Below are 18296 nucleotides of genomic sequence, written 5' to 3' on the forward strand. Positions count from 1 at the left end.
TTGATATACAGAGACAACATTAACATTTATATAAGTATTTTGCGTTAATTGGCATCTATAAATAGTGATATCTATAGTATTAAGGTTATACCATTAGGTAATTGTTGTTTGATTAGTTTAAGTAGATTTAGTTCTACTTTACCAAGTCCTTGAATACTAATACAACTATAAGCTAATGAACTAAATTTGTATTTATAACAGCATTTGATTGCTTGAGGTACACCAAGAGCTGTATAGTAGGAAGCCACTATAAATCTCTATAGTTAGAGCTTTGATTACAGACAGGTGACAAATTTAGAATATTCTAGCAATTAGACTCATCTCTTTATAGCTACTACCTGTATATACCTCTGTTACATACTCACCATCAATATTATTAATGGCTAATGCAAAATCATTTTAGAAGTTGTTCTCTATCTTTATTTTTTGGGACATAGATTACTGCTTTATCTCTAGCTATATCAAAAACGATACTATGAGCTTTTTGTTATTAAAATCTTGTTCAAGAATTCTAATTCTAACACCTCATATAGAGATGGATAGCTACCTTATTAGAAAATAACGCAATATAACCTACATTGGATATTTGGATACATTATTTATTCATATCCCAAATTATTCTTAGACCATGTAATAATAGATCAGTGATAATAATGTCAAAGTATTGCTCTTGTTCAAACAAATGAGCATAGCCTCCTGTTGCTATTAATATTGGTTTTTTGTCTGCAAAACTTTCTTGAGAAATTCTACTAATAATTTCTTTAACAGCACCTATCTGACCGTATATTAGCCCTGACTGGATTTGTGTGATAGTTGTCTTACCTAGAGCTGAACTAGGGTGAGAGATAGTCACATTAGATAGTTTTGCAGTTTTTTGTGATAAGCTTTCCATTGAAAGATTAATACCTGGTAAGATCGCACCACCGATATAGACTTTATTTTCTGAAATAGCACAAATAGTTGTTGCTGTACCAAAGTCGACAATAATAATATTTCTCGATGGAAAATGAGAAATAGCTGCAACTGAGTTTGCAACCCTATCTGCACCTAAATCTAGAGGGTTTTTGATATCAAGCTTTAATCCTGTTTTTATCCCAGGTTTAAGCTCAAGTGGAGTTATATCTAAATACTTTTTACACGCTGAGTTAACTGAATATTCTAAGTGTGGAACCACCGATGAAAGCACAACTGCTTCGATAACTTCTACATTAAGTTTTTTTCTCTCAAAAAATGAAAGTAAAAATATACCTAAAGTATCAGAAGTACAAGGTGTAGTTGATGGATACCTAAAATTATATTTGATTTGATCTCCTATAAAGATTCCACCAAATATATGCGTATTACCAATATCTATACATACTATCATTTGTTATTCTCCAGTTTTTAGATCAACAAGTTTAGGTTTTATTACTTTATTAGTAGGATAAATCTGTGTATAAGTGATTATAAAAAATTGATCACCTATTTCACACTTTCTCTTTAATGCAATAGTTTTTACTACTAGTTTGACCTTTTATTACATAGGTTTCAAGACACTCGCCATTGTTTATGTTTACTAATTAGACTTTTTCATCTTCAATAATATTTGCTTGTTTCATTATCTAACTATCAATAGTTATGTTGCCAACATAAAATAAATCTTTGCCAGTAACAGTAGCGTATGAGAGTTTTGATTTTAAAACTGAAATTAACATTATGGTCAGATCTCCTTTAAGAAATTATCAATTAAACGTACTTTGCCAATATAAAAATGCTAAAAATATTCTCTTATCTAAATCATCTGTATACTTCGGTTTTGCCCAGTAGCTTTAATTTTGTCGATAAGATTTTCTAAGTTTGAGAAATCATATTGTTTTAGGATTTTATAAGCTGCTTTAGCAAAATTTTCTATATCTGTTGCTAAGAGATTTTTATTTCTAGAGCTAAGTGGTAAGCCAGATGGTTCTCTTTGTGTAGGACAATTAATAACTTTAGTATCAATAAAAAAATCTTTTATAAGCTGTTTAATTGGAATGAGTTGTTGGTAGTCTTTTTCACCTAAATATAAATTATCAGACTTGGTTATTTGTAGGAGTTTTAACACAACAATCAATATCCTACTAAAGTGTCTAAGTCTAGTTTTACCTTCGAAAATATTAGCTATTGCAAGCTCAGGTTCTATTTTCAGCAGGTTACCATCTGGGTAGATATCTTTTTCACTTGGGTTAAATAATACATCAACATCTAGTGACTCTAGTATTTGTATATCTTGCTGTAACTGATTAGGGTATGTTTGGTAATCATATTGATTATTAAACTGTGTTGGATTTACAAATATACTTACGATAATTACATCATTTTCTGCTTTAGCTTTGTTGATTAAGCTAACATGACCATTATGTAAAGCTCCCATTGTAGGTACAAAACCTATTTTTTGTTGTTTGATAAGACTATTTCTTATTGAACGAAATTGTTGGATATTATTAGTAATAATCATAACTATGCTCCTTAGTAGGGAAGATATTGTCTTTTATTTCTTTAACATATGTATTTATATAGTACCAGAAAATGACTTTGAGGCATCTACATATTTCTTAACAAACTTTGGTTGAAGGCCAGTGGTTCATACTCAGCATACCTTGGAGTACCAAAATCTGACTATATTATCTATACACCAGCACCAATACCTATAAGTCGGGATTTTTATTATCTGATTTTCCTGCTGCACTATCAAATTTGGTAGCATGAGCTCCTGACTGTATCAATGTTGTTACAGTTTCATAGTTGTTTCTCATGATTGACGTTCATAAATGGTCAATCAGCAATTACAAGCTTATCTGTAGCTCCATTAGCTTACTGCTTGAGTCATAAAACTGTATATCAGCTAGAGAGTTGTATATGTGGTATTTTTTACCAAGTAATACTATATCACAACTATTACCAACAAGAATACAATCTATATAAATAGTATTTAATTTTAGCTAAAGTGTAATAATAACATATGATCATTGATATCTTTTCTCGATTAGCTAGCTCTTTTGAAGTTAGAATAGATTTTATCTTTTCTCCTTAAATGATGGTTAACAATCGCTTTAAAAATATCAAACAAAATCATATCATGCTTTGTTTGGACCAATCGCGCGATGGTGATGACATCACACTACAAAAAGATCTCGAGGCTTTAGTTTGTTGGTGATGATTTCTAGATTTTTTTAAAAATGTGGTTTCTAAGAAAGGTGTTAGATAGTCTGCTTTTATATCAAAGCGATTTCTCCATTTCAGAGTAAAATTTTTGCCAAATTAATGTTATTATATTGTTAGCTAAAGTACATAGCTCATGATAATAAGTTTTGTCATATTTACTATAATAGAAATTAGTATCAGGTAGCATAGGTAAAAGCTTACTAAGAGTGATATAAAAGTGATAGATTTATACTTGGCTAACGAATAGAAACACTTGTTTAGAAAACTCTATAAAGGGTGAGCTGAATAAGCATTTTCGATATTCAAAAGTTATGAATGAACTACTATTAACTTACTTAATCTATTTAAGAGATGCTTTTGTATAAAACTTTGTGTCTTAGCACATTTTTGATTAAAACTAAAACATGAGTTGTATTATTTAGTAGATTATCAAGACTAACTAACGAATCATTTCGTGACCACTGTTTAAAATATAATTTTAAGCATTCAAAATAGTAGCACGTATTTGCTGCTACATTGCTGTTGCCAACAATAACATATCTAGGTACCTGTTACATAAATCAAATCCATTTTTATTAAACAAAAAATGTTATTATTGCCTAGCAAACTAGGTCAATATTTTTGCAAAGTACAAGTATTGTTACTAGCTTGTGTATACGGATTTATTTGTGTAATGTCGATTTATAAAATATCACTAAATACTTTTTTTAACAGCAATATCAATAATTTTTAAGATGATTTTATAGTCTTTTAAAAGAAATAATAGTTTGACAAAAGATTGTAATTTTTAAAGGTTTTCTCTTATGCAAAAGCAACTAAATTAGTATAAAATAACTGCTATAAAATAATTATTTAAGACATTCATTTTCATAATGACTCCGAATGATTTTTTTTCTATAAATTATGGTATTTTAGCTAAAGTAGAATTAAAGGCTTACATAGACAAATTAGCTGATTATCTTAGTCAACACAGCCACTTGTACCATACTTTGGATAAGCCAGTTATTTCTGATTCGGAATACGATAAGCTATTTAGATTACTTCAAGATTTAGTAGATGACAATCCTGAATTTAAACCCATAAATTCGGTACTAGATCGTATTGGTGGTGAGGTTTTAGCAGCATTTGAAACTATCACGCATAAAAAGAAAATGACATCTCTAACAAATGTCTTTAGTCTTGATGAGCTGCGTAATTTTTATGACAAAATAGAATATGATGTTGAGCTTGAATGTGAGCCTAAAATGGATGGGCTAGCTATTAGTATTTTTTATAAAAATGGTGAGTTTGCTTATGCTGTAACACGTGGAGATGGTATCAAAGGTGAAAAAGTTTCCGAAAATGTCAAAACTATTCGTAATGTCCCACTTAAACTAAATACTCCAAATCCATCACAAGAACTAGAAGTACGTGGCGAGATTATCTTAGATAAGCAAAGTTTTTTAGAACTTAATGAGTATATGGGGGCACATGAGAATAAGACTTTTGCAAACCCGCGTAATGCTGCTGCTGGTAGTATTCGTATGCTTGATTCTCGAATTGTTGCAAAACGACCACTTAAGCTTTATACCTATGGTATAGGTTATTTTTCAAAAGACTTTTCTTACCCTCAAACTCAGTTTGAGCTAATGCAGCTGTTACAAAGTTTTGGTTTTACAATTAGTGATAATATGTTTTTGGCAAAAAATTTTGCAGAAGTTGAAGAGTATCATCGTAATATGAGTCATCAGCGTGCTGATTTAGCTTATGATATTGATGGTCTGGTTTTTAAAGTCAATAATATTAAGCTACAAGATACTATTGGTTATACAGCTAGGGGACCAAAGTGGGCTGTAGCATATAAATTTCCAGCTGAAGAAGTTGAGTCAGAAGTTCTAAATGTAGAGTTTCAGGTAGGTAGAACTGGGGCTATTACTCCAGTTGCAAGACTTAAACCAGTAGCAGTTGGTGGTGTTATAGTTTCAAATGCTACATTACACAACATTAATGAAATAAGACATAAAGATATCCGTATTGGTGATAGAGTAATAGTGCGTAGGGCAGGAGATGTAATTCCAGAGGTTGTTAAAAGTTTAGCTAAATATCGTAAGCCTGATGCACAGATAGTCGAGATGCCAAAAAGTTGTCCAGTATGTAACTCAGCAATTGAAAATATCAATGATCAAGCTATACATCGTTGTACAGGTGGCTGGCATTGTCAGGCACAGACTACAGAGAGACTTAAGCATTTTGTATCGCGCAAAGCTATGGATATAGATAAGCTTGGTACTAAGCTTATCGAACAGCTCGTTGCTGCAGATTTAATCAAATATCCGGCTGATATTTATAAGCTTAGTTTTGAGCAGTTATTTAATTTAGAGAGGATGGGTGCTAAATCATCGCAAAATGTCCTAGACTCTATCACAAAAAGCAAAACTCCAAGCTTAGCAAAATTTATTTTTGCTATTGGAATCAAAGATATCGGAGAAGTATCATCAGAGGCTTTAGCAAATCACTTCGGTAGTTTACAAATTTTTCGCCAAGCTAGTTTTGCTGAGCTTATAGAAATTAATGATATTGGTGAGATTATGGCTAATAATATTGTTTCATTTTGGCAAAATTGTTTAAATATTAAGATTGTAGAAGAACTTCTAAATATTGGGATTGAGATACAAAACCCTCAACCACTAGATCAAAATCATAATACTAATTTTGCTGGTAAAACAGTAGTAATTACAGGCACTTTTAACAATTATAATCGTACTGAGCTTACACAGCTGCTAAAATCTATGGGAGCAACAGTTACTTCAAGTGTTTCTAAGAAAACTGATATGGTTATTTGTGGTGGTAGTGCTGGTAGCAAACTTACAAAGGCCCAAGACTTAGGTGTAGAAGTTATTCTTGAAGACAATCTACAAGATTTACTATGAATTATTAATAATAAAAAGTGATGTAATCTTTATAGTTGATGATGCTGAAAAGGATATTTCAAGTTTATCTATTGGTTTTGGAGGTTATAGTTATTATCATTGTGCTTTATTATATTGGTGATAGCCAAATTATTTAAGCTGTGACAGTCGCAGGAATTATACAGGCTAAGTTATAATAAATATTAAGTAAAAAAACTCTAGTTGCACGCGTATCAGAAAGTATTATTCTTTTTAGAAACTGTGATTACTAATGCTAAGTAATTTATAGGTTTTGCTTATAATTATTTATTTTTGCTCGATACAAAAGGTGAGCTTTACTGTTCAGAATTAATTCATGTAGCTTTAAATCCTACAAGTAATTCAGAATACTTTACACAATATATAGCTTAAATTGTGGCTGATAATAGTGCACATCTCAGTATTGGCTTGATTTTTATACTGAATATGGTTTAAAAGTTCCTCAGGAACAGTCATGGGTTACACCCAAGTAATTTATCATTAGATGATAAATTTAATTACAAAGCTTTTTAAAAGTGGTGTCTAATAATAGTTTACAACTTTAGTAGTTTGGAATAGAATCTATCAAAGAGATACTTGTATTAAAGCATTTAAACAACTAAAGGATTGATATGGAAATAAGAGAAGCCACAGCTAAAGATTTTGAGGATATAGTATATATATGGTCAGAGTATTTATTGAACAATTGTCAGTTTTTTACTACTAATGAGATAAATAATCAAGGAAAGCTAGTGGTAGATAAATACCTTAATGATCCAGCATTTAAAAGCTTTGTATTAACGGTAGAAGGTCAAGTCATTGGGTTCTCGTGTATAAAAGATAATGAGATATTATTTTCAACTGTTGAGTCGAGGTTTTTAGGTAAAGGTCTTAGAAGCTTTATGCTTAAATATTTGCTAGAGAATTATAGTGTTGATACTGCATATGTATACAGTGCAAATATCCAAACTTTAGCTTTTTATACATCGATTGGATTTATTATCGAAGATAGAATAGAAGATATTATTTTCTCTTCGCAGTATCATATAAATAAGTTAAAGCTTTCCGGTATTCCTCAAGAAATAGCTCAAAAAATTGCTGCTAAGAACAAGAATTTTTCTTAAGTAAACAATAATAAAAGCCATCACTACTTTGTTGAGATGGTAGTATTTGATATCCGCAATTAATTTTATATTTTTCAAGGATGTCTATATCAATAATTTCAGCATCGCTATTTTTAGCTAAAAAGTCTTTTATTTGTTGTTGATTTTCTTCTGCTAATATTGAACAGGTGATATATAGTAAGTAACCATTATTGTTGAGGTTATTATGCCATAAGTTAGCTAAAATTTTACTTTGTAATATTTTGATAGCTTGAATATCCTTTGGCTTTCTTAGTACTTTGATGTCAGGGTTTCGCCTTAAAGTTCCTAGGGCAGAGCATGGAGCATCAAGGATAATTTTATTAAATTTTCCAACTAGAGGTAGAGTCAAATCGTGTTTGAAAACATTAACATTATTATTTTTAGATAACCTAGTTAAGTTTTCTTTAAGAAGCTCTAAACGCTTATCAATAATATCTATAGCAGTAATATCAGCTTGTGGAGCACATTCTAAAATATGTGAAGTTTTACCTCCAGGAGCAGCACAAGCATCAAGAATCTTATCATCATTTTTAGCTTTGATAATATAGCCTGCATACTGTGCAGAGATATCCTGTATTGTAAAATAGCCTTGTTGAAATAGATGATTGTGTTTTATATTGATAGCTTTATCAAGCTTTATACAATCCTTTAGATCTGTAAAAGAGTATATTATTTTATTTTTCTCAAAATAATCTAAGACTTTTTTAGTATCTTTAGCTTGATTTAAACGAATAAACATATCAGCTTTTGTATTAATTGCTTGAGCTATCGCTAGATACTGTTTAGGATACTGCTTTTTAAGCGTATCACTAAGCCATTTGGGCATATCTATTGCTTTATTTTGATTATAGATGTTAGTTATATTCTTGAGATTATAGGTAATTTCTCTTAGTATTCTATTAATGAGTTTCTTTGCCCATATAATTTTGAGATCTTTACTAGCTGTTACAGTCTCATTAATAATTGCGTAGTATGGCTGCTTGATTTCAAATATCTGTAATGCTCCAAGCATTATTAAAACTTTAACTTTTACTTTAGTTTTTTGTTTTAGATATAAACCAGCTATATTTTCTAAAGAGTAGTAGTTTCTGAAAAACTCATAACACAAAAGTTTAACGAAAGATTTATCTTGCTCAGATAAGTTATGGATAAGAAGTTTTTGCTTAACGGTTAGTAGAGAATATTTATTATCAAGAATATCTAAAATAGTCTTAGCTGCAATAGCACGGGTATTCATTATTTTATGTGTTTTGCTAAAATCTTAATAAGCTTTGGTTGGATTTTATTATTACCAGCAATAATCAAACCAGTATTAATATTATTTGTACCATGTATATCTGTAACTATAGCACCTGCCTCTTTCACAATTACATATCCAGCAGCTAGATCCCATACTTTTACATCACCACATGCCCATAGACCATCAATATATCCTGCTGCTAGGTATGCCATATCCATAGCAATACTTCCAGAATATCTATATCCTGATATTACCTGATGAAGCTTAATTAGCTCTGCAACATAGCTATCTTTAAATATTTTACGTGAATATTTTAATGATGCTGAAATCAAAGTGTTTTGTAAATCTTGGCTTTGAGCAACTCTTATCTTTTTACCATTAAGTAGAGCTCCTTGTCCTTTGTAGGCACAAAACATCAGATCTAAAAAAGGATTATAAATAACACCTAGAACTATTTCATCATCTTTTTTAGCAGCAATTGATATACAACAGTGTGGTAAACCATGAACAAAATTATTAGTTCCATCTATTGGATCAATAATCCAAGTAAAACGACTATCTTTGTTACCAAACTCGCCGTTCTCTTCAGATATGAAGTAGTCATTAAAACCAGATTTTTTGATATTATCAATAATAAAGTTCTCAACAGCAACATCAATATTTGATACAGGTGTGTTATCAAGCTTTTGAAAAATTTTGATAGAGCTTAGGTCATTTTGTGCTTGAAGAATAATTTTGCCAGCTTTTCTGGCAATAGTTGTTATAGCATTAAGAATAGGTTTCATTTTTGAAATATTATCAAAATTATTATTTTTAAGATATAATACATTATTTAGTCTCAAAATAGGATAGCTTTGCTTAAATAAGCTATTAGTATTATGCTAGTTATACCATTAAGTGGTAGCTATGCCACTAAAAAGAGTAACTAAGCAAATAAGATTAGTTAGTGCAAGAAGGAGTGATTTATTAATCCTTTAAACTTAGATACATGAGTTTCTATAGTACCGTCATCGCCCATAGTTAGTAAAAATTTAATCAGCTACTCTAATGCGAAAGATCAAGAGAGTTAAATTTCTGCGACTGTTATAAAACCAATTGCAAACCAAGGTAGATAATTTTCGTATGTAGACTTATGGTCCACTACCAGCAGCTACAAAAATTGAGCTATCTTGCGCCCAAATATTTTTATGCCTAAATACCCTATTATTAAAGTAGATATCAGCATGATTATTGATACATAAAGCTCAGCTAAACAGACAGATGTAATTAACTAAAATGTTAGGTTAAAACCATAAAAAAATATTGCAAATCTAAGAATTTTTTTGATACTAAAAGCAATATCTTCTTTCCACTTATGGATAATTTTGCTCATTGGAGGAGTGTGAGTCAAAATCATACCTAAAAATGTTCCTATAAAGGACTAATACTAAGTTCCTTAATAGCAGAAATCTTTGCGATAAAATATGTAATACCAGCAAGAATAGCCACACTAGTAGTACGCCAAAAATTACTGGTTGAGTTAAGTGTTTTAATAGTTATTTATAAGTTTAATTAAAACAATTTTGTATAGCTATCCATTATAGATTTGTAACCTTGTAATAAAAAGAAACTTATATGATTTTTTAGTAAAAATTGATACAAATGCCTAAGCATTCTTTTGCTTTTTTGAGAAAATAACCGCTAAGATAACAAGTATGAAAGATATTATATAAAAGATTACTATAGCATGCATTACACTAGTTAAGCCAAAGTATTGCTTTATAAAAGCTCCAGTAGTAGTAGAAAGAGCTGTTCCAGTTGTACCAAATAGAAGTATAGTTGTAATTAAAGTTGGTGGAGCATTTTCCATTTGAAATGTTCCATAAGCTAGTAGCCCAGCGTAAATATAGCAGTTAAATAGTCCATAAAAAATTGCAGCCTTAAATATGGTATCCATATTTGATATATATAAAATACATAATAATGCAATTAGCCCAACTAGCATGAATGTTGGCAGGATGTATTTTAATGGGATAAATCTAGTTATTATTGGGCTAATAAACAAGCCAACGCATTGTGCTGACCAGAAATAAGAAAGTGGTTTGTTTGCATCAATAGTACCCCACCCAAGTATTTCTTGGAAATATGATTGAGCATAGCTAGTCATAGTTATTTGAGCTAATAAGAATAAGAAGACTGCAAAAGCGATACAATACAAGCTAAGATTCCATGTTGAGAAATTTAAACTTTGTTTTATCTCTTTGGCAATGTTGTGGCGATTAAGTATCGTGAAATCTGAAAATATTACTAAGACTAAGGTAATTGCCGCAGTTATTTGTAATATTAGATAAATAGTATACCATTCAAAGTGTTGGGTGATTAGATAAGCAGTGAATATTGGTATTAAGGCTCCACCAAAACTAAAGAAAAAGTCAGTAAAAATTACATTCATTGCTCTTATTTTATGGTTATTGTACATATGTACAATCATATAGCTAGCAATAGCCATAAAAAGACCACCAGTTATGCCAACGCAAGTAAGTAGTATTTTAAGAGTAAACATCGATGGGATTATAGTAGTGATTAATGATGATACGATCCCTATCGCTACCGCAGCAATTAGTAATAACTTTATAGAGAATCTATTCATTAAAATGCCTATAATCAATATTGCAAACCACATCGCAACATTGATAAATGTGAAAGCGAAGCCAATATTACTGTTATGAAAATATTTTGATAATGGCTGCATCACCGCACCTGTCACTAGCACTACATTTGCAGTGTAGAAATAACAAAAGTAACAGATAAATGTTATAAGAAGCTTATTTTTTAGTGATGATGAATGGTGTACTGTACTTTCCATGTTTAAGTTATGAGTATATGAAAGCACTATTTTTGCATATACAGCTATTTTTAGCAAGATCCTAATTTGTTATTCTTTATGCAAATAAATACTTAATTATAAAAGTTATATAATTATGGAATTTGCTAAAATAATTTGGGAAAAAAATACACCTAAGTCAGTATCTTTTAATGATTTTTATTTTTCAACACAATCTGGTATACATGAGAGTATTTACAATTTTTTAGTACATAATCATTTACAACATAGATTTTCTCAGTTACAAAAAAATCAATTCTTTAGAATTTGTGAAGCAGGTTTTGGTAGTGGTCTTAATTTTATCCTGACAATGAATCTTTGGTATAAATATGCTTGCAAGGATTCTCAACTAGAATTTATCTCATTTGAGAAGTTTCCTTTAGCACTAAATAACCTTGGAGAAATACTTAAGAGTTTTGATGAGTTAGATGGTTATCAAAATTTTCTCGAGCAATATAATCCTCTTGATGGTTTAAATATTTATGAGTTTGATAATATTATCCTTAAGCTAATAATCGACGATGTTAATAATATTAATCACTATAGCCTTCCATTTATAGATGCATGGTTTCTTGATGGTTTTACACCAAATAAAAATAGTTGTATGTGGAGCGATAATCTTTTTGAGAGTATTTCAAAACTTTGCCACAATGGCAGCAGCTTTGCAACTTTTACAGCCAGTTCTAAAGTAAGAAAAACATTACAGAAGTATGGTTTTGAAGTAAAAAAAGATAAAGGCTTTGGTAATAAAAGAGAGATGATGTATGGAGTATTTAAAGCTTAGCAAGTTCTGGGATATGTTTGATAGCATCAAAACTAGTGAAATGGTATTTTTGTCTATTTTTTGATATAAAACGTGTCATCTTCGATAAATTCCTTGATCTCTTTTAAAAGATCCCCACGCGCAATAATAACACTACCTGTTTTTTTATGTTTTAGGTCCAGATGCTAGAAATCATTTCCTTAGTTATAACCAATATCCAAAAAAATCTCTATGTGATGGTCTAATTTTGGCTACCTCTTCTTGTGTAACCAAGTAGTGTAGATCAATGATATGTATGTGCATATATTTTTCCTTATTTTTTACGAAAAAACTACATTTAGTGGCTTATCGAAAATCAGTTAAATATTAAGCTACTAATACTTAGATTTTTTTGAAAATTACAGATCCATTTGTGCCACCAAAGCCAAAAGAATTATTAAGCACATGATCAATTTTCATCTTCTTAGCAGTATTTGCAGCATAATCTAAGTTACAACCATCATCTAAATTATGTAGATTGATTGTAGGTGGAGCTACTTGATCTCTTATTGCCAGTATACTGAATATTGATTCAATAGCGCCAGCTGCACCAAGTAAGTGTCCAGTCATTGATTTTGTTGAACTCATAACTAAATCTTTTTTATATTGGCCAATTACTTTTTCAACAACTTGTGACTCTTGAACATCCCCTAGTGGAGTTGAAGTACCATGTGCGTTGACATAATCTATTGCATCAGGGTTATTTTCAAGCCCAGCATCAGCTAAAGCATTTTGAATACATCTTTCTTGTCCTGGAGCATAAGGCATAGTCATATGATAACCATCTGCAGACATACCAAAACCTATAACTTCTGCATAGATTTTAGCACCACGAGCTTTTGCTCTTTCATATTCTTCAAGGACAATGACACCAGATCCATCACCAAGCACAAAGCCATCTCTGTCTTTATCCCAAGGGCGTGAAGCACCTTGTGGATCGTTATTACGCGTTGATAATGCTCTAGCAGCAGCAAATCCCCCCATACCTATCGCATTACTTGCTTTTTCAGAACCACCAGCAAGCATAGCATCAGCATCACCACTAGCGATTAATCTAGCAGCCATACCAATATTATGAGCACCTGTAGTACAAGCCGTAACGATTGGCACATTCGGACCACGTAAACCATGATTTATTGAAATGATGCCAGATAGCATATTCACGATTGAAGATGGAATACAAAATGGCGAAATTTTTGAAGGTCCTTTTGTATCTATTATAGCTTTAGTAGTTTCTAAAGTCTCGATGCCACCAATACCAGAACTAACACAGACCCCGAACTTATATGAATCTTCTTCAGATACTTTATCAATACCAGCATCTTTAAGAGCTTCATTAGCAGCGGCAATACCATAATAGCAGAAAGGATCCACTCTCTTTGCGTCTTTTTTACCTACCAGTTCATCTACATCAAAATTTTTAATTCTTGCTGCAAATCTAACTTTAAACTCGCTAATATCAGGAGCAGGAGTATCAAAACCAGTTATAGTTTCTACACCACTTTTACCAGCTAGGATATTAGCCCAAGTTGTAGGGACATCATTTCCTAAAGGTGTTACCATACCTAAGCCAGTAACAACTACTCTACGATTAGATTTCATAATTTAAATTAACCTGTTTATAATTCATTGTAGAAAAAAGTATGAAAACGCCATTCATACTGACTTTGAGATTAATTTTGATTAGTTTACTTTAGAGTCGATATAGTCGTAAACATCTTTAACAGTTCTGATTTTCTCAGCATCTTCATCTGGAATCTCAGTATCAAATTCTTCTTCTAGAGCCATTACAAGTTCAACTGTATCTAGAGAGTCAGCACCTAAATCATCGATGAAAGAAGCTTCTGGTTTTAGATCTTCTTCTTTAACACCTAGTTGCTCAACTATGATAGAGTTTACTTTAGCATATACTTCATTCGCGCTCATTTTTTTTTCCTTCTTATTTTTTAGTTTTGAAAATTTAAAAACCTTATCCGTGTCAATAATATTATTTTTTAATCATTTTTGCAATAATTTTGCAAAATTTAAGCCATATACATACCACCATTAACATGAAGAGTTTGTCCTGTTATATATTTAGCCTCCTCAGAAGCTAAGAAAGCTACTGCTGCAGCGATATCTTTTGGTTCACCCATCTGTCCTGAAGGGATCTTAGTAACAATAAAAGATTTCTGCTCATTAGTTAGTTTATTAGTCATATCTGTAGCTATAAATCCAGGAGCTACAACGTTTACTGTTATATTGCGGCTAGCAACTTCGTAAGCAAGAGATTTTGAGAAACCTATTACACCTGCTTTAGCTGCGCAGTAGTTAGTTTGTCCTGGATTACCAGCTGATCCAACCACAGAGCCTATAGAGATAATTCTGCCCCATCTTTTTTTCATCATACCGCGTACACACTCTTTTGATATACGAAAGATTGAGCTTAGGTTAGTATTTATAACTGATTGCCATTCATCTTCTGACATTCTCATCATTAAGTTATCCCTAGTGATACCAGCATTATTGACTAGAATATCTATTACTAGGTTCTCAGCTTTTATTTCAGCAAAGAAATTTTGAATACTTTCAATATTTAAATTTAAGACTAATCCTTTTACTTTAACTCCTTTTCCTTTCATTGAGTTCTCAAATTTTTCCGCAGAAGCTTGACTAGTTGCAGTACCTATTACAGTAACACCTTTGTTTGCTAATGCATGGGCAACTTCAAAACCTATACCTCTACTTGCACCTGTAACCAGAGCAACTTTTTCATTCAAAGACATTTATTAATCTCCTTTTAAATATTTTCTAAGCTATCAACACTATTTGTATCTTTTATAACTAGTGATTTATCTATTCTTTTGATTAGTCCAGATAAAACCTTGTTAGGACCACATTCAATAAATTCTGTGACTCCAAGTTTGACAATCTTTTCGACAGATTGTGTCCAAAGTACTGGCTTATATAGTTGTTTAATAACGGCTGTTTTTATTTCTACTGGATTTGCATGTGATTTAGCATCGAAATTTTGTACAACAGCAGTAGTAGGCTTTTTGAACTCTACATTATTTAACTCGGCTTCAAATTTATCTGCTGCATCTTTCATTAAAGAGCAGTGTGAAGGTACACTAACAGCAAGTATCTGAGCACGTTTTGCACCTTTTTCTTTTGCTATTTTATTAGCTTTCTCTACAGCAGCTTTTTCACCGGAGATAACAACTTGTCCTGTTGAGTTAAAGTTTGCAGCCTCAACAACACCAGCATCAGCTGCTTCTTGACAACATTTAATTACATCATCACTAGATAAACCTAGAATAGCACTCATAGCACATTCTTTGTCAGTAATAGCATTTTGCATTAATTTGCCGCGTTTAGAAACAAGTTGTAAAGCATCTTTGTATGAAATGCACCCAGCTGCCAGTAGAGCAGTATACTCACCTAAGCTATGTCCAGCAAAGTATTCTACTTTTAACATTGGTTTTTGCTCTTTTAAGACTTTATATATAGCGTAACTAGTGGCAAGTAATGCTGGTTGAGTAAACTCAGTTTTATTTAGAGTTTCTTCGTCATTTTGAATAATATTCCATAAGTTATAACTAAGATGTTGTTTAGCTGCATCGACTATGTTTCTAAAAGTCTCAAAATTTTCATAATAATCTTGGAGCATTCCTAGTTTTTGTGAACCTTGACCAGGGAAAACTATAGCTATTTTTGACATAATAATCCTCTTTTTATGCTATTAAAAAATAATAAATTTATAAAAGGTTATATTGTTGCGATAAAACCGCCCCAGACAAATCCAGCTCCGAATGCTTCAGAGATGATTGTATCGCCAGGTTTGATTTGATTTGTTCTTACAGCATGATCTAAAGCCAACGGGATAGAGGCTGCTGATGTGTTACCATGGTCTAGTAGTGTTGTGACTACTTTAGACATTGGCATGTCAATTTTTTTTGCAGTTGAGTTAAGTATTCTATAGTTTGCTTGATGAGGTACAAGCCAATCAATATCACTAGCTTTTATTTTAGCTTCTTGTATTAGTTCATCAGCTAATGAAGATAAGCGTGAAACAGCAAATTTAAAAACTTTATTACCTTCCATTATTAAGTAAGGATCAATATTTATGCTTTGTCCTCTTGAAGTTGGTAAATTATTTGGGACATTCAGCATATCCAAACACGAGCCATCTGTGAAAAGTAAAGATGATAATATCTTTTTTTCTTGGCTTGTTGAAATTACAACAGCACCAGCACCATCACCAAAAAGTACACATGTTGAGCGATCATTCCAATCTAAGACACGCGTCATTTTTTCAGCACCGATTACGAGAATATTTTTTGAGACACCAGTCTCTATGTACTGCTTAGCGATATCTAGAGCATAAACAAATCCACTACAAGCAGCTGAAATATCAAAACAGCGCACCTTGAAATTATCTATTTGTAGGTTCTTATGAATCATCGAGGCTGTTGAAGGCATTATAAAATCAGGGGTACTTGTTGCAACAATTATCGTATCGATATCATTAGCAGTTAGTTGCGCTGCTTCAAGAGCTTTTTTAGCTGATTGTGTAGCCATATAGCTTGTTGTTTCTGTTTCATTAGCGCAATGACGTCTTTCTATACCGACTCTTTGTTTGATCCACTCATTTGAAGTATTAACAAATTTACTTATATCTTCATTAGTTAATATTTTTTCAGGCAAGTAACTTCCAGTACTTAGTATTTGTGCAAACATTATATAGTTATACCTACTTTAAATTATGATTAACAACAAAAAACCATAAGCTTCCGCACTTTCGCTTGATATTTATTGTAGCATGAATAAGAAAGATTAAAGAACTTTTTCTAAAGATTCCTGAATTGTTTTAGGAATATTGTATTTAATTTCTTTGATAGCTTCATAGATCGCAGTCTCAAAAGCATTAGCACTTGCGCCACCATGGCTTTTAACCACTATTCCAGTTAAACCTAGTAGTGATGCACCATTAAAGCTATCAAGATTCATACCTTTTTTCATTTTTTTGAATATTGGTAATGCCATTATTATAGGAACTTTCATTAGCCAGGAGCTTTCTTGTATTGTATTTTTAATAAGAGACTCTATAAGCCTTAAACTTCCTTCCATTGTTTTTAGAGAAACATTGCCAACAAAGCCATCACAGACTATTACATCAGTGGTATCATCAAAAATATATTTACCTTCAATGTAGCCATTATAATTAATAAAATCGCAACCTTGTAATAACTTTGCAGCATTTTTGATATTATCTAGACCTTTCATTTCTTCTTCACCGATGTTTAGTAATGAAACTCTAGGTTCAGCAACACCTTTTGAACTTGCTGCTAATATTGATCCCATGATTGCAAATTGGAAAAGTTGTTCTGATGTACAAACCACATTTGCACCAAGGTCAAGCATATAAGTTTTACTAAGCTGTTTAGTTTCTCTGTTGAATGCGGGTAATGCATAAACAATAGCAGGGCGATCAACGCCATTAATAGTTTTTAATACAAATTTTGATGTAGCCATTAGCGCTCCAGTGTTACCAGCACTGACGCAGGCATCAACAGTGCCATCTTTAACAAGATTAATAGCTACGCGCATAGAAGAATCTTTTTTCTTTCTAACAGCAATAGATGGTGATTCATCCATACTAACTGTCTCGCTAGCATGATGAATAGCTATTCTTTGTAAAACTGGTAGTTTTATTTTCTTAACTTTTGAATATCTGTCTAAAGCTCTTTTAACTTTATGATGATCTCCAACTAATACTATTTGTAAATTAGAGTCTTTTTTTACTGCTTCAAGAGCCGCTGGGATAGTAGTATTAAAACCGTGATCTCCACCCATTGCATCTATAGATATTTTGTAACCCATAATAGATAAAACTTCCTATATCGCTAATTGTCTATTGCTCATCATTAATAAATTAACTTGTTATTTAGATAAGCTGATTAAAAGTGTTGATGGGAAATATTAATCTTCAGATTTAGTTTCTACTACTTTTCTACCTTTATAGAAACCATTAGGTGATATATGATGTCTTAAATGTAGTTCACCTGTTGATTTATCAGTAGATAGAGTAGGAGTAATTAAAGAATCGTGAGATCTTCTCATGTCTCTCTTTGATCTGCTTTTTTTATTTTGTTGTACAGCCATTTTAGATAACCTC

15 protein-coding genes and 7 pseudogenes are annotated in these 18296 nt (G+C 31.6%); 4 read left to right on the forward strand and 18 right to left on the reverse strand.

Annotated features, from left to right (window positions below):
* Positions 1 to 71: 71 nt before the first annotated feature.
* From FSC845_RS07820 to FSC845_RS09660, 6 genes and pseudogenes are all read right to left on the reverse strand, one after another.
* A complete protein-coding gene (locus FSC845_RS07820; protein WP_156507918.1) occupies positions 72 to 248 on the reverse strand; it encodes a Rossmann-fold NAD(P)-binding domain-containing protein in 177 nt (58 codons plus the stop codon).
* A gap of 347 nt (positions 249 to 595) precedes the next feature.
* Entirely contained in the window at positions 596 to 1366 is a 771-nt protein-coding gene (locus FSC845_RS03980; RefSeq protein WP_064460820.1) for a type III pantothenate kinase, read from the reverse strand.
* A 3-nt stretch (positions 1367 to 1369) separates the two neighbouring features.
* A pseudogene (locus tag FSC845_RS03985) lies at positions 1370 to 1694 on the reverse strand (aspartate 1-decarboxylase).
* A 5-nt stretch (positions 1695 to 1699) separates the two neighbouring features.
* Positions 1700 to 2476: pseudogene (gene panC, locus FSC845_RS03990) on the reverse strand (pantoate--beta-alanine ligase).
* Positions 2463 to 3039, reverse strand: a pseudogene (locus FSC845_RS07235) (3-methyl-2-oxobutanoate hydroxymethyltransferase). The pseudogenes panC and FSC845_RS07235 overlap by 14 nt, the downstream one beginning before the upstream one ends.
* A pseudogene (locus tag FSC845_RS09660) lies at positions 3005 to 3716 on the reverse strand (2-dehydropantoate 2-reductase PanG). The pseudogenes FSC845_RS07235 and FSC845_RS09660 overlap by 35 nt, the downstream one beginning before the upstream one ends.
* 339 nt (positions 3717 to 4055) lie before the next feature.
* Here FSC845_RS09660 and ligA point away from each other — a divergent pair.
* The 3 genes and pseudogenes from ligA to FSC845_RS04010 all read left to right on the forward strand — a co-directional run bounded on the left by ligA (position 4056) and on the right by FSC845_RS04010 (position 7213).
* Positions 4056 to 6092 (forward strand): NAD-dependent DNA ligase LigA, encoded by a 2037-nt coding sequence (gene ligA, locus FSC845_RS04000; protein ID WP_064460821.1) that lies wholly within the window; start codon positions 4056 to 4058, stop codon positions 6090 to 6092.
* A 7-nt stretch (positions 6093 to 6099) separates the two neighbouring features.
* A pseudogene (locus tag FSC845_RS09665) lies at positions 6100 to 6623 on the forward strand (YiiX/YebB-like N1pC/P60 family cysteine hydrolase).
* 98 nt (positions 6624 to 6721) lie between these two features.
* Positions 6722 to 7213 carry a GNAT family N-acetyltransferase gene (locus FSC845_RS04010; RefSeq protein WP_064460822.1) on the forward strand — a complete coding sequence of 164 codons (492 nt, stop codon included), beginning with the start codon at positions 6722 to 6724 and terminating at the stop codon, positions 7211 to 7213.
* Here the strand turns inward: FSC845_RS04010 and rsmB are convergent.
* The 4 genes and pseudogenes from rsmB to tsgA all read right to left on the reverse strand — a co-directional run bounded on the left by rsmB (position 7191) and on the right by tsgA (position 11319).
* Entirely contained in the window at positions 7191 to 8471 is a 1281-nt protein-coding gene (gene rsmB, locus FSC845_RS04015) for a 16S rRNA (cytosine(967)-C(5))-methyltransferase RsmB (RefSeq protein ID WP_064460823.1), read from the reverse strand. The genes FSC845_RS04010 and rsmB overlap by 23 nt on opposite strands.
* The gene (locus FSC845_RS04020) at positions 8471 to 9259 is read right to left on the reverse strand and encodes an inositol monophosphatase family protein (protein ID WP_064461728.1); all 789 of its coding nucleotides are present in this window, start codon (positions 9257 to 9259) and stop codon (positions 8471 to 8473) included. Before FSC845_RS04020 ends, rsmB begins: the two co-directional genes overlap by 1 nt.
* Positions 9260 to 9613: 354 nt before the next feature.
* Positions 9614 to 9982 (reverse strand): annotated as a pseudogene (locus FSC845_RS09670) (putative sulfate exporter family transporter); the annotation flags it as partial.
* Positions 9983 to 10119: 137 nt separating this feature from the next.
* Complete coding sequence (gene tsgA, locus FSC845_RS04025) at positions 10120 to 11319, reverse strand: MFS transporter TsgA (RefSeq protein WP_082343481.1); 1200 nt, start codon at positions 11317 to 11319, stop codon at positions 10120 to 10122.
* Positions 11320 to 11434: 115 nt separating this feature from the next.
* Between tsgA and mnmD the strand changes: the two genes are divergently transcribed.
* Positions 11435 to 12121 (forward strand): tRNA (5-methylaminomethyl-2-thiouridine)(34)-methyltransferase MnmD, encoded by a 687-nt coding sequence (gene mnmD, locus FSC845_RS04030; RefSeq protein WP_064460825.1) that lies wholly within the window; start codon positions 11435 to 11437, stop codon positions 12119 to 12121.
* Here mnmD and FSC845_RS09675 read toward each other — a convergent pair.
* From FSC845_RS09675 to rpmF, 8 genes and pseudogenes are all read right to left on the reverse strand, one after another.
* Positions 12111 to 12403: pseudogene (locus FSC845_RS09675) on the reverse strand (YciI family protein). The gene mnmD and the pseudogene FSC845_RS09675 sit on opposite strands and share 11 nt — an antisense overlap.
* Before the next feature lie 78 nt (positions 12404 to 12481).
* Positions 12482 to 13741 (reverse strand): beta-ketoacyl-ACP synthase II, encoded by a 1260-nt coding sequence (gene fabF / locus FSC845_RS04035; protein ID WP_064460826.1) that lies wholly within the window; start codon positions 13739 to 13741, stop codon positions 12482 to 12484.
* Between the two features lie 81 nt (positions 13742 to 13822).
* On the reverse strand, positions 13823 to 14065 hold the full coding sequence (gene acpP, locus FSC845_RS04040) for an acyl carrier protein (RefSeq protein ID WP_004287370.1): 243 nt from the start codon (positions 14063 to 14065) through the stop codon (positions 13823 to 13825).
* 98 nt (positions 14066 to 14163) lie between these two features.
* Complete coding sequence (fabG, locus tag FSC845_RS04045; RefSeq protein WP_064460827.1) at positions 14164 to 14904, reverse strand: 3-oxoacyl-ACP reductase FabG; 741 nt, start codon at positions 14902 to 14904, stop codon at positions 14164 to 14166.
* A gap of 14 nt (positions 14905 to 14918) precedes the next feature.
* Positions 14919 to 15839 carry an ACP S-malonyltransferase gene (fabD, locus tag FSC845_RS04050; RefSeq protein ID WP_064460828.1) on the reverse strand — a complete coding sequence of 307 codons (921 nt, stop codon included), beginning with the start codon at positions 15837 to 15839 and terminating at the stop codon, positions 14919 to 14921.
* A 47-nt stretch (positions 15840 to 15886) separates the two neighbouring features.
* The gene (locus FSC845_RS04055; protein ID WP_064460829.1) at positions 15887 to 16858 is read right to left on the reverse strand and encodes a beta-ketoacyl-ACP synthase III; all 972 of its coding nucleotides are present in this window, start codon (positions 16856 to 16858) and stop codon (positions 15887 to 15889) included.
* Positions 16859 to 16954: 96 nt separating this feature from the next.
* Complete coding sequence (gene plsX, locus FSC845_RS04060; RefSeq protein ID WP_064460830.1) at positions 16955 to 18001, reverse strand: phosphate acyltransferase PlsX; 1047 nt, start codon at positions 17999 to 18001, stop codon at positions 16955 to 16957.
* 99 nt (positions 18002 to 18100) lie between these two features.
* Positions 18101 to 18283, reverse strand: a complete 183-nt coding sequence (rpmF, locus tag FSC845_RS04065) for a 50S ribosomal protein L32 (RefSeq protein WP_064460831.1) — start codon at positions 18281 to 18283, stop codon at positions 18101 to 18103.
* Between the last annotated feature and the right edge of the window lie 13 nt (positions 18284 to 18296).

The organism is Francisella persica ATCC VR-331 (genome assembly GCF_001653955.1).
GTDB classification, from domain to species: Bacteria; Pseudomonadota; Gammaproteobacteria; order Francisellales; family Francisellaceae; genus Francisella; species Francisella persica.

Excerpts from the sequence above, each read along its gene's own strand:
- FSC845_RS04055 (WP_064460829.1), bottom strand. The coding sequence starts at position 16,858 with ATGTTTGCACAAATACTAAGTACTGGAAGTTACTTGCCTGAAAAAATA.
- FSC845_RS04020 (WP_064461728.1), bottom strand. The coding sequence starts at position 9,259 with ATGAAACCTATTCTTAATGCTATAACAACTATTGCCAGAAAAGCTGGC.
- mnmD (WP_064460825.1), top strand. The coding sequence starts at position 11,435 with ATGGAATTTGCTAAAATAATTTGGGAAAAAAATACACCTAAGTCAGTA.
- fabF (WP_064460826.1), bottom strand. The coding sequence starts at position 13,741 with ATGAAATCTAATCGTAGAGTAGTTGTTACTGGCTTAGGTATGGTAACA.
- FSC845_RS04010 (WP_064460822.1), top strand. The coding sequence starts at position 6,722 with ATGGAAATAAGAGAAGCCACAGCTAAAGATTTTGAGGATATAGTATAT.
- tsgA (WP_082343481.1), bottom strand. The coding sequence starts at position 11,319 with ATGGAAAGTACAGTACACCATTCATCATCACTAAAAAATAAGCTTCTT.
- ligA (WP_064460821.1), top strand. The coding sequence starts at position 4,056 with ATGACTCCGAATGATTTTTTTTCTATAAATTATGGTATTTTAGCTAAA.
- FSC845_RS03980 (WP_064460820.1), bottom strand. The coding sequence starts at position 1,366 with ATGATAGTATGTATAGATATTGGTAATACGCATATATTTGGTGGAATC.
- plsX (WP_064460830.1), bottom strand. The coding sequence starts at position 18,001 with ATGGGTTACAAAATATCTATAGATGCAATGGGTGGAGATCACGGTTTT.
- rpmF (WP_064460831.1), bottom strand. The coding sequence starts at position 18,283 with ATGGCTGTACAACAAAATAAAAAAAGCAGATCAAAGAGAGACATGAGA.
- rsmB (WP_064460823.1), bottom strand. The coding sequence starts at position 8,471 with ATGAATACCCGTGCTATTGCAGCTAAGACTATTTTAGATATTCTTGAT.
- acpP (WP_004287370.1), bottom strand. The coding sequence starts at position 14,065 with ATGAGCGCGAATGAAGTATATGCTAAAGTAAACTCTATCATAGTTGAG.
- fabG (WP_064460827.1), bottom strand. The coding sequence starts at position 14,904 with ATGTCTTTGAATGAAAAAGTTGCTCTGGTTACAGGTGCAAGTAGAGGT.
- fabD (WP_064460828.1), bottom strand. The coding sequence starts at position 15,839 with ATGTCAAAAATAGCTATAGTTTTCCCTGGTCAAGGTTCACAAAAACTA.